The sequence below is a fragment of the Micromonospora sp. WMMD812 genome, from assembly GCF_027497215.1.
GTDB lineage: Bacteria > Actinomycetota > Actinomycetes > Mycobacteriales > Micromonosporaceae > Micromonospora.
This window is the reverse complement of sequence record NZ_CP114904.1, coordinates 6586777-6600768: the sequence shown is the minus strand read 5'-3', so window position 1 is coordinate 6600768 and position 13992 is coordinate 6586777. Positions and strand designations below refer to the sequence as shown.

The window sequence follows — 13992 nt, the reverse complement described above, 5'->3', positions numbered from 1 at the left end:
GGCCATCCCTTCGCCCGCCCGCCTGCGTATAGGGTGCCGCACATGACGATCGCCGCGGTACGCGCCCACCGGCTCACCGCCCCCCTGCACACCCCGTTCGTCACCGCGCTGCGCCGCACGACGACCGTGGACACGCTGGTCGTCGAGGTGGTCGACGCCGACGGTCGGTCCGGGTTCGGCGAAGCGCCGCAGGTGTGGCAGGTCACCGGGGCGTCGATCGGCGGGTCCGAGGCGTGCGTCCGGGACCTGCTCGGGCCGATGCTCACCGGCCGGGACCCGGACGAGCTGGTGGCCCGCTGCGCCGAGGTGCAGCGGGCGGTGGTCGGCAACGAGGCCGCCAAGGCCGCGGTCGACGTCGCGCTGCACGACCTCGCCGCCCGCCGGCTCGGCGTACCGCTGGTGCGACTGCTCGGCGGCACCGCGCTCGCCGTGCCCACCGATGTGACGCTGGCCGCCGGCGAGGCCGCCGACCTCGCCGACGTCGCCGGCAAGCGCCACGCCGAGGGCTTCGGCGTGCTCAAGCTCAAGGTCGGCACCGACGCCGCCGGCGACCTCGACCGGGTCCGGGCGGTGCGCGCCGCGGTCGGCCCGGGCGTGCGGATCCGCCTCGACGCCAACCAGGGCTGGACGCCCCGCGAGGCGGTCCGGGTGATCCGCGGCATCGAGGACGCCGGGCTCGACGTCGAGCTGGTCGAACAGCCGGTCGCCCGGTGGGACCTCGACGGCCTGACCTGGGTCAGCGACCGGGTGGACGTGCCGATCCTCGCCGACGAGGCGGTGTTCGGCGTCCGCGACCTGGTCGAGGTGATCCGCCGCCGCGCGGCCGACATGGTCAACGTCAAACTCGCCAAGTGCGGCGGCCTGCAGCCCGCCCGCACCCTGCTCGAGCTGGCCGCCGCGCACGGCCTCGGCACCGTGGTCGGCTCGATGATGGAGAGCGAGATCGGCATCGGAGCCGCGGCCAGCCTGGTCGCCGCGTACGGCACCACGGCCGTGTCGGACCTGGACGCCGCGTGGTGGCTGGCCTCGTCGCCGGTGCGCGGCGGGATCCGGTACGACAACGCGAGGGTGCTGCTGCCGGACGCTCCGGGGCTGGGCATCACCTCGATCGGCTGAAGCAAAGATTCAGCCCACCGGTTGAGGACCGTTGGTTTCTTTCATAGGGTCGCGGGAGCACAGGGCACCAGGTGGGGGTGAACGTGGAACTGCAAGCGGGCCGCGAGGCCGTCGTCCGCGTCGCGGTCGCGACGCTCTGGACCTCCCCCGAGGCGGTACGGGCGGTCGACCGCCCCGCCCTCGCCGCGCACACCGACATCCCGGCCTGGATCTCCGGCATGGACACCGACCAGCAGGTCGGCGACTGCGTGCTGAGCCAACTGCTGCTCGGCGAGCGGGTCCTCGTCACCGACCTGCGCCCGGACGGCTGGGCGCACGTGGTCGCCGTCGAGCAGCCCGCCGCGAAGCTCGACCCGCGCGGCTACCCCGGCTGGCTGCCCGCCGACCAGCTCGTCCCGGCCGAGACCGTCACTCCCTCCACGGGCGCGGCTCCCCTGGTCGTGGACGCCACGGTGAGCGCGCTGCGGGCCGCGCCCGACGGGCCGGTGGTGCTTCCCGGGGTGATCCTCGGCACCCGGCTGGCCACCGCCGGCCCGGCGCGCGACGGCTGGCAGCCGGTGTGCGTGCCCGGGCATCCCGATCCGCTCTGGCTGCCCGCCGAGCACCTGTCGGAGCTGCCGACGGCGCCCCCGTCGGCCGAGCAGGTGCTCGCGGTGGCTCAGCGGCTGCTGCACGTGGTCTACATCTGGGGCGGGGTGTCCGCGTACGGGATCGACTGCTCCGGGCTGGTCCACCTGGCCTGGCGGCGGTTCGGCGTGCAGCTGCCCCGCGACGCCGACGACCAGGCGGCCGCGACCACGCCGGTGCCGCTGGGCGCCGAGCGCCCCGGCGACCTGTACTTCTTCGCCCGGCCCGGCCGGAAGATCCACCACATCGGCATCGTCACCGCCGAGGCCTGCGACAGCGGTGACCGGCGGATGCTGCACGCCTGCTACCGGCAGCGCCGTGTGCTGGAGGAGCCGCTGCCCGCCGAGCGGACGGCCACCCTGGTCGGCGCCCACCGGGTCTGACCCCGTACGCGTCGAGGGGCGCTCCCGGCTACCCGAAAGCGCCCCTCGCCCACGCGTACGCTCAGCCGCGCGCCTCGGCCAGTTCCCGGCGCCGGTCCCGGGCGGACTTCACCAGGCTTGCCGCGGTCGCCACCAGCAGCGTCCCGAGGATCACCAGCAGGGACAGCCAGATCGGGATGTGCGGGGCCCAGGCCACGTGCTCGCCGCCGTTGACGAACGGCAGGTTGTTGTCGGCGAGCGCCTCCAGCACCAGCTTGACCCCGATGAAGCCGAGCACCACGGCCAGGCCGTAGCTGAGGTAGATCAGCCGGTCCAGCAGACCGCCGAGCAGGAAGTAGAGCTGCCGCAGACCCATCAGGGCGAACACGTTCGCGGTGAAGACCAGGTACGGCTCCTGGGTGATCCCGAAGATCGCCGGGATCGAGTCCAGCGCGAAGATCAGGTCGGTGGTGCCGATCGAGATCATCACGATGAGCAGCGGGGTGAAGAGCCGTCGAGCGCCCTCGTGCGTGACCAGCTTCGCGCCGTCGTACGACTTCGAGATCGGCAGCGCCTTGCGGCTCCACCGGATCAGCACGTTCTCGGAGAACTCGTCCTCGTCCGGCTCACCCTGCCGCGCCAGGTTGATCGCGGTGTAGATGAGGAACGCGCCGAAGATGTAGAAGACCCAGGAGAACTGGGAGATCAGCGCCGCACCGGCCGCGATGAAGGCACCGCGCATCACCAGCGCCAGCACGATGCCGACGAGCAGCACCTTCTGCTGGTACTGCCGGGGCACCGCGAACCGGGCCATGATGATCACGAAGACGAAGAGGTTGTCCACCGAGAGGCTGTACTCGGTCAACCACCCGGTGTAGAACTGGCCGGCCGCGCTCGCGCCGGACGTCAGCCACACTCCCGCCCCGAAGAGCAGGGCCAGGCCGACGTAGAAGCCGACCCAGAGGCTCGACTCGCGCACGCTCGGCTCATGCGGTCGTCGACCGATGATGAGCAGATCGACGGCCAGGACCGCGATCAGCACGACGAGCGTTACCGCCCACACCAGTGCGGACACGTCCAACGTTCATTCCTCCGGCAGACACGCGGCGACGGGCACACCGTACGCCCCTGTGCGGGCCGGTGTGCCGCTGTCGCTCACTCTGGTGACTGTCGGAGGTCTCTTCCGTCGCCGCGAGAGCGACGACCGACGGGGCCGGGTCGCGCCACCGGGTGTGGTCGACCGTGCTGACGACTCCGTCGCGGGGGAATACTCCCCTCCTCGATCACCATTGTCGCGCACCGCCTCCCGTGATCGCACGCCGGGCACCGGTGGCGCCAGCCACGTCCCGGGGCGGGAATACCGCGCCGTCCTCAGCGCCGGTCCCCGACAGTCTGCGGGCCCGCGGGCGGCCGCACATCCGCTACGGCATCCTAGGAGGCTGGGTTGTCGACCGGCGGCAGCAGGGGGTCGGCCAGCCCCCAGCCGGCGGCGAGCAGCGCGTCGCAGGCCGCCACCGCACGGTTCAAGCGCTCGTCGTACGACCCGGTCAGCTCCACCACCGGCACACCGCAGCCGGCCAGTTCGGCCCGGAACCGCTCGGTCATCCAGGCCCGCAGGTGCGCGCCGTCGCGCAGGCCGTCGTCGGTGAACGGCACGTCCCGATGGTCGGTGAGCAGATACAGCGCGGGCCACCGGGCGGCCGCCCGGACCGCCGCGGAGGCGGAGCCGAGGTAGCGCTCCTCCCAGACGGCGGTGGCCCGGGCGTCGGTGTCGCAGATCAACAGTGGGCCGGAGGACCGGGCCGCGGCGTCCTCGGCCGCCTGCTGCTCGCGGACCACCTCCCGGAAGTCGTCCCGGTCCCAGGTGACGTCGAACACGGTCGCCGTCGGCCGCTCCTCGCGCAGGCGGGCGAGCTTGCGGGCGGTCAGCTCCCGGCCGTACTCCGGCACCCACGTCGTGCGGTAGTGGGCGGCGAGCGCGGCGGCCATGGTCGTGGTTCCGGTGGACTCCGCGCCGACCACCACCACCCGCCTCACGAACCAGGCCCGCACCGGCGGGGCCAACCACCGCCAGTGCGCCACCGGGTCCGCGCGGACCGCGGTGCCGGAGACCGGCACGGTCCGCCGGTCCGGATCCACCGCCACGGGTACGGCGTGGAAGCGCCGGGCCAACTCCTCGCCGTACGCCTCGGAGGTGAACACGGCGTCCACCGGGCGGTCGCCGACGGCCTCGCGGAACACCGCGCAGTGCGCGTCCCAGACTGCCGGGGCGGCGTAGTCCACCGGGTGGTCGTCGTAGCGGCCGACGAACCGGACCCAGGGCGTGCCGGCGTGCGCCTCCCGCAGCCAGCCGAGCCGGGTGTCGAGCGGGATGGACTCCCGCCGCGACGGCGCCACCACCACCGTGACGGCCGCGCAGCGGGCGGCCGCGGCCGCGATCAACGCGTGGTGCCCGGCGTGCGGCGGGTAGAACTTGCCCACCACCATGCCGTGCCGGAACTCGGGCGGTGCCGGAGTGCCGCCGGCCGGCAGTTGGCCGGCTCCCCGGTCATCGGCCCGATCCCGCGGTGCCGGAGCCGGGCCGGTCACGCGGTCACCGGGGCCGGCCCGGGCGGTACGGCGGTCGGCAGAGCGCGGCGGCGCATCGGCCCGCCATGCGCGCAGCCCGGCCACGCAGAGGGCGAGGAAGACGAGGTAGAGGGCGGCGGTCAGGTGCAGTCCCTTGTACGCGTAGAGCGGGATGTAGACCAGGTCGGCCGCGATCCACAGCCACCAGCTCTCCACCCGCTTGCGGGTCTGCCCGTACGTGGCGAGCAGGGAGAGCGCCGTGGTCAGCGCGTCCGGCAGCGGGACCGTGGAGTCGGTCGCCCGGTCCAGCAGCGCCCACAGCCCGCCGGTGAGCAGCACGCCGGCGACGACCAACCCGACCCACTCCCGCCGGCCGGTCCGGCTCACCGTGAGCCGGGTCCTCCGCTCGCCGCCGAAGAGCCAGTGCCACCAGCCGTACAGGCCGAGTCCGACGTAGACGACCTGGAGCCCGGCGTCGGCGTACAGGCCGGCGGTCCAGAACAGCAGCATGAGCAGCAGCACGTTGGCGATGCCGACCGGCCAGTTCGCGATCCGCTGCCGGGCCACCAGCCAGACGTTGACCACGCCGGTGGCGAAGCCGAGCAGCTCCGCCCAGGTGGTGCCGATGCCGGCCACGGTGAACGCCGTTCCGGTGAGCCAGTCGATCATCCCCACTCCCTCCGCGCGCCCACCCTAGGGCCGACGGGGGCAGGGCGATAGACCCCACCCGACCGCCGCGCACGGGCGGCGTGGGAGGCTTCCGGCATGGTGCTCGAGGTCGCGCTGATCGACGTACTGCCCGGACACGAGGACGCGTTCGCCGCCGCGTACGCCGAGGGGCATCCGGTGCTGGCCGGCACACCCGGCTGCCGGTCGGTGCGGATGACCCGTGGCATCGAGTCGCCCAGCCGGTTCGTGCTGCTGGTCGAGTGGGACTCGGTCGAGGCGCACACCGCCAACTTCCGGGCCACCGAGCGGTTCGACCGGTGGCGGGCGCTGATCGGGCCGCACTTCGCCAACCCGCCGGTGGTCGAACACTTCCTGGACGTACCGGCCTGACCGGACGCTGTCGTACCCGTCCCCTATGGTCCGGAAGCACGCGCGGACCACCGGTCCCGGCGGGCTCGGGGGCGCCGGGCCTGGTGGCCGCGCGGGCGGCGTCAGTCGCCGATGCGGCCGGCCAGCGCCGTCACCGTCTCCTCCGCCGACAGCGCGGCGCTGAGCAGGGCCTCGGTGACGCGCTCATACCGCTCCACGTCGAGCACGGTGGCCAGCCGCACGTCGGTGGTGAGCGCCTCCAACATCACCGTGCGCGGGTCCGCCGGGTCGGGAAAGGCGTAGCAGGAGTACGGGGTGAGCGGCTGAAGGCCGCCGTGCGCCCCCGCCCCGGGCAGCAGTCGCAGGGTCACGTTCCGGAGCCCGGTCATCGTGATCAGGTGCCGCACCTGCTCCCGCCAGACCTCGGCCGGGGTCTCCCCCGGGTCGCAGGCGGTCGCGGTCAGCAGCGCCGTGTACCGGGGCGGGTCGGCCCGCCGCAACACCTCCTGCCGCACGGTCCGGGCACGCACCTCGGCGTCCACGTCGATCTCCGGATCGAACAGCGCGGCGGCGGTGACCCGCAGCCGGGCGTACGCCGGGGTCTGCAACAACCCCGGCACCAGGAACGGTTGGTACTCGACGATGCGCGCCGCGCCGGCCTCCAACTCGGCGTAGGTGCGTTGCCGCTCCCCCATCTCGCCCAGCGCCTTCCACCAGCCCCGACTGGTGGCGGCGTCGCGGGCGATGACGATGAGCGCGTCCCGCGTCGGCCCCGGCACCTGGTAGACGTCCAGCAGGTCGAGCACGTCGGCCAGGTCCGGACGGCTCTGGCCCAGCTCGATACGGGACAGCTTGGACGTGGAGGCCCACCCCAGCCGGTCGCAGACCTGCTCCAGGGTCAACCCCTCGCGTCGGCGCAGCTGGCGCAGCTCGGCGCCGAGCCGCACGCGGCGAATGACAGGACTCGTTGGCAACGGCATTCCCGGCCTCCCCATCGAGGGAGCGTACGCAGGACCGTCACGCACGGCAATACCTCGCTCGCTCAACGCAACCGAGACGGCTTGTCGCGTTGCCGACCGAACCCGGCCGTCGCGGTCGGACGCGCAGGTCGCGGGGCGCTCGTGCCGGGAGTGCGGCGCGACGCCCGTGAGTGCGGCGCGGCGCCCGTGAGTGCGGCGCGACGCCGGGAGCGCGGCGCGACGCCGGGAGCGCGGCGCGACGCCGGGAGCGCGGCGCGACGCCGGGAGCGTGGCGTAGGCCGACAGCGCGGCGCCCGGAAGTGCGGTGCTACGCCGGGAGCGCGGCGCGGCGTGGCGGAGGTCCGGCCGATCGCCGACGTGGAGGTCCTGCGGTCAGGGCCGGTAGGTGCCGAAGGTCCACACGTTTCCGGCCAGGTCACGGGCGGCGTAGTCGCGGGAGCCGTAGTCGGTGTCGAACGGCTCCCGGGTGACCTCGGCGCCGGCGGCCCGGGCCCGGGCGCAGTGCGCGTCGACGTCGTCGACCGTGACGTAGACCGCCCAGTCGTCCTCGGCGGGCCTCGGTTTCGGGTCCGACCGCCCGCCGAGCATGATCATGCCGGTCTCCAGGACGAGCTCGGCGTGGGCCACGGCGCCGTCCGGCGTTTCGTGGAGGGCGTGGACCCGGAAGCCGAAGGCGTCGCAGAGCCAGTCGACGGCGGCGCGCGGGTCGGGATAACGGAAGACGGGATACACGGTTCGCATGCGCCGAGTATCCCGCCGGGCCGGCTGCTCGGGATTGGACGAATGTGACCTCAGCCCGGCGCGACGGCCGGTGACCTCGCGGCGAGCAGGGCGGCCGGGGTGTCGCCGGCGAACTCCCGGAAGTCCCGGATCAGGTGCGACTGGTCGTAGTAGCCGCAGCGCGCCGCCACCTCCGCCCAGCCGCCGGCCGGCGCGAGGAGGCCGCCCTGCCGCTCCGCGGGGCCAGCGGGCGCGGTCAGGCCGCCCTCCCCTTCCGCGGGGCCGGCCGGCGCGGGGAGGCCGACCTCCCGCTCGGCGATGTGGGCCGGCGCCCCGCCGGTCGGGCGGGTCAGCGCCGCGCAGGCGCGCTGGAAGCGCAGCAGCCGCGCGGCGGTCTTCGGGGTCAGCCCGACCTCGTGCCGGAACCGGGCCGCCAGGTGCCGCCGGCTCCACCCCAGCTCGCCGGCGAGCAGCCCGATCCCGGCCCGGCCCCCGGTCTCCACCAGCCGCCGCCACGCCCACCCGATCCGCGGGTCCACCGGCGCCGAGCCGGCCAGCCGGGCGGCGAGCGCCGCGTCCAGCAGGGCGAACCGCTCCGGCCAGCCCGACGCCTCGGCGAGCCGCCGCCGCAGCCGGTCGAGCCATCCGCCGGGCAGCGACGCCACGTCCACCGCCCGGTTGGTCAGTTCACCCATCGGCAGGCCGAGGACCCGGCGGGCGGCCAGCGGCGCCAGCAGCAGCTCGACCCCCTCGCCGACCCCGACCGTCCGGGTGCGGCACCACCGGTCGAAGGTGCCGGCCACGAAGGAGTCCACCCGGTACGCGCTCCGCTCCGCGCTGCGAGGGTCGACCACGTCGAGCGGAGCGCCCCAGCCGAGGATGAGCACCACGAAGGCGCCGGCCGCCTCGCGGCGCACCCAGGGGTATGTCGGCGCGCTCGCGGTAGCCGATGTACCGGTCGACGTACGGACGCAACCCGGCCGAGGGCAGCCCGAGGATTACCCCGTCGACCGGCCCGTCCGCCGTCGCGGTCACTTCACGCCGGCCGCGTCCATGCCGCGCAGCTCCTTCTTGAGATCGGCGACCTCGTCCCGGATCCGGGCGGCCAGCTCGAACTGCAGCTCCCGCGCGGCCGCCAGCATCTGCTCGTTGAGCTCCTGGATGAGCTGCGCCAGGTCGGCGCGGGCCATCCCCTCGCGGGAGGTGCCGCCGGTGGCGGCCCGCCCCCGGCTGCGGGTCTCCTTGACCGGCGCCTTGCCCCGGGACAGCTGGCGCACCGCGCCACCGACCCGGGTGTCGGTGTCCTCCGCCTCCCGGTAGATGTCGTCCAGGATGTCGTGGATCTTCTTCCGCAGCGGCTCGGGGCTGATCCCGTGCGCCTCGTTGTGCGCGATCTGCTTGGCCCGCCGCCGGTTGGTCTCCTCGATCGCGTCCGCCATCGACGGCGTGATCTTGTCGGCGTACATGTGCACCTGGCCGGAGACGTTCCGGGCGGCCCGACCGATGGTCTGGATCAGCGAGCGGCCGCTGCGGAGGAAGCCCTCCTTGTCGGCGTCGAGGATCGCCACCAGCGACACCTCGGGCAGGTCGAGGCCCTCCCGCAGCAGGTTGATGCCGACCAGCACGTCGTACTCGCCCTTGCGCAGCTCGCGCAGCAGCTCGACCCGGCGCAGCGTGTCGACCTCGGAGTGCAGGTAGCGCACCCGGATGCCGTTCTCGAGCAGGTAGTCCGACAGGTCCTCGGCCATCTTCTTGGTCAGCGTGGTGACCAGCACCCGCTCGTCCCGCTCGGTGCGAAGCTTGATCTCGTGCATCAGGTCGTCGATCTGGCCCTTGGTCGGCTTGACGATGACCTCGGGATCGATCAGGCCCGTCGGGCGGATTACCTGCTCGACGAACTCGCCCTGCGCCTGCTCCTGCTCCCACGGGCCGGGGGTGGCGGACAGGAAGACCATCTGGCCGACTCGCTCGAGGAACTCGTCGAACCGCAGCGGCCGGTTGTCGGCTGCGCTGGGCAGCCGGAACCCGTGGTCGATGAGCATCCGCTTGCGCGACGCGTCGCCCTCGTACATGCCGCCGATCTGCGGGATGGTCACGTGCGACTCGTCGACCACCGTGAGGAAGTCGTCGGGGAAGTAGTCCAGCAGGCAGTGCGGCGGGCTGCCGGGCAGCCGCCCGTCGATGTGCATCGAGTAGTTCTCGATGCCGGAGCAGAAGCCCACCTGGCGCATCATCTCGATGTCGTAGGTGGTGCGCATCCGCAGCCGCTGCGCCTCCAGCAGCTTGCCCTGCTGCTCCAGCTCGGCCAGCCGCTCGCCCAGCTCGGTCTCGATGTCGCGGATCGCCCGCTCCATCCGCTGCGGGCCGGCCGCGTAGTGCGTGGCCGGGAAGATCAGCAAGTGGTCCACCTCGCGGACCACATCACCGGTGAGCGGGTTGAGGTAGTAGAGCTTCTCCACCTCGTCGCCGAACAGCTCGATCCGGACCGCGAGCTCCTCGTACGCCGGGATGATCTCCAGCGTGTCGCCGCGGACCCGGAACGTCCCGCGGTTGAACGCCATGTCGTTACGGGTGTACTGGATGTCGACCAGCCGGCGCAGCAGCTGGTCGCGGTCGACCTCCTGCCCGACGGCGACCCGGACCGCGCGGTCGAGGTATTCCTCCGGGGTGCCCAGCCCGTAGATGGCCGACACGGTGGCCACCACGATCACGTCGCGCCGGGTGAGCAGCGACATGGTCGCCGAGTGCCGCAACCGCTCCACCTCCTCGTTGATCGAGGAGTCCTTCTCGATGTAGGTGTCGGTCTGCGGGATGTAGGCCTCGGGCTGGTAGTAGTCGTAGTAGGAGACGAAGTATTCGACGGCGTTGTGCGGCAGCAGCTCGCTGAACTCCTTCGCCAGCTGCGCGCAGAGCGTCTTGTTGGGTGCCAGCACCAGCGTCGGCCGCTGCAACCGCTCGATGAGCCACGCCGTGGTGGCGCTCTTGCCGGTGCCGGTCGCGCCGAGCAGCACGGTGTTGCGGTCGCCGCGCCGGACCCGCCGCTCCAGGTCGTCGATGGCCGCCGGCTGGTCACCGGCGGGCTGGAACTCACTGACGACCTCAAAGCGGCCGTCGAGCCGGGGAATGTCGAGCGCCATGACCTCAACGGTACGCCGGAGGTCCGACACGATCGGCCGTCACGGCAGGTACGTGACCGGCTTCGATATTTTCATTGTGTGGCACATGTCACCGGACTACGCTCTCCGTGTAGGCCGCTCGCGGCGGCCGACCGGGCCGGTGGCCAGGCCGTCATCACGGCCGGCCCGCCCCCGGCACCAGTGGTCGCAGCACCCGGCGTGCCCGGCGTGCGCACCGAGGTGGTCGCGCCCACGGCGCAGACCGGCCGCCGCGAGCGCCCCTACTCGTCACCCCGGCGCTTCCCGCCCGTTCAACAACTCGTGGACACCTCCTCCGCCCGGGCCGCCCGCCCGGGTCCCGCGGCCACATCCCCGACCACCCGCACCGGCGACGCCGCCCCGCCGCCCAGCGGCGACACGGCACCGCCCACCGGCGCCAACCCGCCCGGCACCGCCGGCCCGGACGACACCGGTCTCCTGCCGAAGGTCGTGTCCCGCCGCCGGCGGGGCCTCCTGGCGCTGCTCGGCCTGGTCGCGGCCCTCGCCGCCGGCGGGCTGGTGCTCGGGCTGCTCAGCTGGTCGCCCGACCCGCCCGACCGACCGCGCCCGCTGACAGTGGCGGAGAGCGAACGGCTGGCCGCGATGCGGGTCACCAACTACCGCGACCTCCGCGCCGGGCTGCACGTGACGGTCGGCACCGACGGGGCCCGCACCGAGTTGGTGGGCTGGGTCGACTGGTCACGTCCGCTGCTCTACCTCGACGTCGGCGGCCCCGGCGCGGGCGCCGAGCGCGGTCTGCTTCAGGCCACCCCCACGGTGCTGCTGATCCGCCCCGACCCGACGGCGGTGCCCACCGCCGCGCCGCCTCCGCTCGTGCCCCCGGCAGACCGTTGGCGGCTGCACGACCTGCCCGCCGGCAGCACCCTCCGGCCCGTTCTCGACCTGCTCTTCCGCCTCGCCGCCGACCGCCCGGAACCCGCCGCGGCGCTGCGCGAAGGTGCCCGCTGGGTGGCCCGGGAGACCGTGACCGCCGGTCCGGTGGACGTCCTGGCGGCTCCCCTGCCCACGTCGACCATCGCCGGCGCGCCGACGACCGGCGGCCCGGACGAGCAGCCGCGGTACTGGGTCGACCAGGACGCCCGGCTGCACCGGCTGACCGCCCGGCTGCCCGGCGCGGGGCCGGTGACCGTGACGCTGAACCGGACCGACCGGCCGACCCTGCGCCCGGTCGACGCCCTGGGCGGCCGGCAGCCGCTGCCCCGCGGGCTGACCGCGGCCGAGCGGGCCCGGCTGGACGGCCTCCGCGCGCGGCTCGTCGCCCGCGGCGGGGCCACGGTGACCCTCACCGCGCCGGCCGGCCGGGAGACGAACCTGCGCGGCGCGGGCTGGTTGAGCTGGACCGGCCGCAGCGCGTACCTGGCGGTGGCGGACCTCGGCGTACCGGAGCGCCGGACGCTGCTGCGCCGGGACGCCGGCGGGTGGTCCCGGGCGGAGGTCGCGGCCACCGGTGACCCGGAGAAGCCGGAGCGGCCACCGTTGCCGCCACCGGCGGGCGCCGCCTGGCGCGCCGGCCGGGCCGGGCCGGGCGAGCTGACCGCGCTGGTCGACGCGGCGCTCACCGCCGCCCGCACGGCGCCGACCGGCGCCGTGCAACGGCTGCGGGAGGACACGCTGGGCGGCCGTACGGTGGACGTCGTCGAGCTGCGCTCCGCCGGGAACCGCGTGCGCTACTGGGTGGACCGCGCCGGCCTGCTCCGCCGGGTCGAGCTGCAGACCCGGGCCGGCGCCTGGGCCCAGCTGGAGGTCAGCCCCGGCCCGACGCCCCGGCTGCCCGCGCCGAAGCGGCCCGCCACCGCGCCGGCCCGCTAGACCGGCGGCAGCGCGGCCGGACGGGCGTTCACGCAGCGCGGCCGGACGGGCGTTCACGCACCCGCGGCCGGCCGGGCGCTCGCGGGCCGGTGGCGCCGGGCGGGCGCTCGCGGGCGGACGACCCGGCGGCGGGGCGGACGACCCGGTGGGCGGCCGGTGGCCGGGCGGGCGGGCGAGCGGGTCGTCAGGGCCGCCAGCCGGTCTGCGCCGCCCACTCCTCGGCCCGCAAGTGCTCCTCGTCGAACCACGGGTCCCTGGCGGTGGAGTAGGTGGCGCTGTCCGGCGCCGCCGCCGCCAACTCCCGCTTGAGCAGCAGGTACGCGGCCCGCTGGTCAGGGTCGGCGCGCAGGTGGTCGCGCATCAGCAGGGCGTACCGCCAACCCGGCGAGTCCGCCGCGCGGACGTGCAGGTGGACCGGGCGGCCCGGGTCCGCGCTGCCGTGCAGCCGCTTCTCCCAACGCCCGCCGCGGGCCGGCCGAGGGCTGTCCCACCACTCCCCCGGCACCCGTGGAAAGCCCGCGCCGGCCAGCCGCTCGGCGAGCGGTCCGTCCGCCTCGGCGAGTGTCGGCACCGTGAGCTGGATGTCGATGACGTCCTTGCCGGCCAGACCGGGAACCGCGGTGGAGCCGATGTGGTCGATCCGTGGGTCCGCCGGGGCGAGCGCGTGCCGGATCCGTGCGGCCAGCCGCACGTACTGCTGCGGCCAGCTCGCGTCCGGATCGGCGAGCACCACACGCTGCGGCCGGGCCACCCGCCGTTCGCGCACGTTTCGTTCATAGGGCAGCAGCCGGTCGTGCCAGAGCGCGTCGACCGCCGCGTGCAACTCCGGCAGACTGCCGTCGTTGGTCAGCAGCACGTCGGCCGCCGCGCGTCGGCGCGCGTCGTCGGCCTGCGCCGCGATCCGCCGCTCGGCCTCCGCCCGGTCCATCCCGCGGGCCCGGGCCAGCCGCTCCAGGCGGATCGGCACGGCCGTCTGCACCACGACCACCAGGTGGTACGTGGACGCGAGTCCCACCTCGACCAGGAGCGGCACGTCGTTGACCACGACCGCGTCGGGCGCCGCCGCGGCGGCCAACTCGGCGGCTCGGGCTCGGACCCGGGGGTGGGTGATCGCCTCCAGCCGGCGCCGGGCCGCCTCGTCGCCGAAGACGATCGCGCCGAGCGCCGCCCGGTCGAGGCTGCCGTCGGCGGCCAGCACCCGCGGTGAGAACGCCTCGACGATCTCGGCGAGGCCGGGTGTGCCCGGCGCGACGACCTCGCGGGCGGCCTGGTCTGAGTCGATCAGCACCGCGCCACGTTCGACGAGCCGGGCCGCCACCGCGCTCTTGCCCGACCCGATCCCGCCGGTCAGTCCCACCATCAGCACGGCACCAGTCAACCGGATCGCGGGCGGCGTGCCCACACCCGCCCCCTGCCCGTCTCGGACGCCGACAGGCCGCCGCCGAAGGCGGCCGCCGTGAGCACGCACCCCGCACGGCAAGATCCCCGCCAGCGCCCGGCCCGCAACCACCCACCTCCGCAACCACCCCACTCCGGAGCCGGCGCACACCGCGCGGCCGTCCACGCGAAGATCACGCATTCCCCGAGATCGCGCTA

At 74.5% G+C, this 13992-nt stretch carries 11 protein-coding genes; 4 read left to right on the top strand and 7 right to left on the bottom strand.

Features of this window, described 5'->3' with window-relative positions:
• Window positions 1–42 precede the first annotated feature (42 nt).
• Both O7603_RS30525 and O7603_RS30520 read left to right on the top strand, forming a co-directional pair.
• Window positions 43–1116 carry a dipeptide epimerase gene (locus O7603_RS30525; protein ID WP_281573170.1) on the top strand — a complete coding sequence of 358 codons (1074 nt, stop codon included), beginning with the start codon at window positions 43–45 and terminating at the stop codon, window positions 1114–1116.
• 83 nt (window positions 1117–1199) lie between these two features.
• Window positions 1200–2126 carry a C40 family peptidase gene (locus O7603_RS30520; protein ID WP_281573169.1) on the top strand — a complete coding sequence of 309 codons (927 nt, stop codon included), beginning with the start codon at window positions 1200–1202 and terminating at the stop codon, window positions 2124–2126.
• A 61-nt stretch (window positions 2127–2187) separates the two neighbouring features.
• Here O7603_RS30520 and O7603_RS30515 read toward each other — a convergent pair whose 3' ends face one another.
• Complete coding sequence (locus O7603_RS30515; protein WP_281573168.1) at window positions 2188–3186, bottom strand: TerC family protein; 999 nt, start codon at window positions 3184–3186, stop codon at window positions 2188–2190.
• A gap of 350 nt (window positions 3187–3536) precedes the next feature.
• Entirely contained in the window at window positions 3537–5342 is a 1806-nt protein-coding gene (gene pnuC / locus O7603_RS30510) for a nicotinamide riboside transporter PnuC (protein WP_281573167.1), read from the bottom strand.
• Between the two features lie 96 nt (window positions 5343–5438).
• Between pnuC and O7603_RS30505 the strand changes: the two genes are divergently transcribed.
• On the top strand, window positions 5439–5732 hold the full coding sequence (locus O7603_RS30505) for an antibiotic biosynthesis monooxygenase family protein (protein ID WP_281573166.1): 294 nt from the start codon (window positions 5439–5441) through the stop codon (window positions 5730–5732).
• Window positions 5733–5833: 101 nt separating this feature from the next.
• Here O7603_RS30505 and O7603_RS30500 read toward each other — a convergent pair whose 3' ends face one another.
• The 4 genes from O7603_RS30500 to uvrB form a co-directional block, all read right to left on the bottom strand.
• Window positions 5834–6691 (bottom strand): helix-turn-helix transcriptional regulator, encoded by an 858-nt coding sequence (locus tag O7603_RS30500; RefSeq protein ID WP_281573165.1) that lies wholly within the window; start codon window positions 6689–6691, stop codon window positions 5834–5836.
• Between the two features lie 372 nt (window positions 6692–7063).
• Window positions 7064–7432 (bottom strand): VOC family protein, encoded by a 369-nt coding sequence (locus O7603_RS30495; RefSeq protein WP_281573164.1) that lies wholly within the window; start codon window positions 7430–7432, stop codon window positions 7064–7066.
• A gap of 50 nt (window positions 7433–7482) precedes the next feature.
• On the bottom strand, window positions 7483–8328 hold the full coding sequence (locus tag O7603_RS30490) for a helix-turn-helix domain-containing protein (RefSeq protein WP_281573163.1): 846 nt from the start codon (window positions 8326–8328) through the stop codon (window positions 7483–7485).
• Between the two features lie 114 nt (window positions 8329–8442).
• Window positions 8443–10548, bottom strand: a complete 2106-nt coding sequence (gene uvrB, locus O7603_RS30485; protein WP_281573162.1) for an excinuclease ABC subunit UvrB — start codon at window positions 10546–10548, stop codon at window positions 8443–8445.
• 207 nt (window positions 10549–10755) lie between these two features.
• Between uvrB and O7603_RS30480 the strand changes: the two genes are divergently transcribed.
• Complete coding sequence (locus O7603_RS30480) at window positions 10756–12396, top strand: hypothetical protein (RefSeq protein WP_281573161.1); 1641 nt, start codon at window positions 10756–10758, stop codon at window positions 12394–12396.
• A gap of 184 nt (window positions 12397–12580) precedes the next feature.
• On the opposite strand, the gene coaE is transcribed toward O7603_RS30480, so the two are convergent.
• Window positions 12581–13762, bottom strand: a complete 1182-nt coding sequence (gene coaE, locus O7603_RS30475; protein WP_281573160.1) for a dephospho-CoA kinase — start codon at window positions 13760–13762, stop codon at window positions 12581–12583.
• Window positions 13763–13992: the final 230 nt, after the last annotated feature.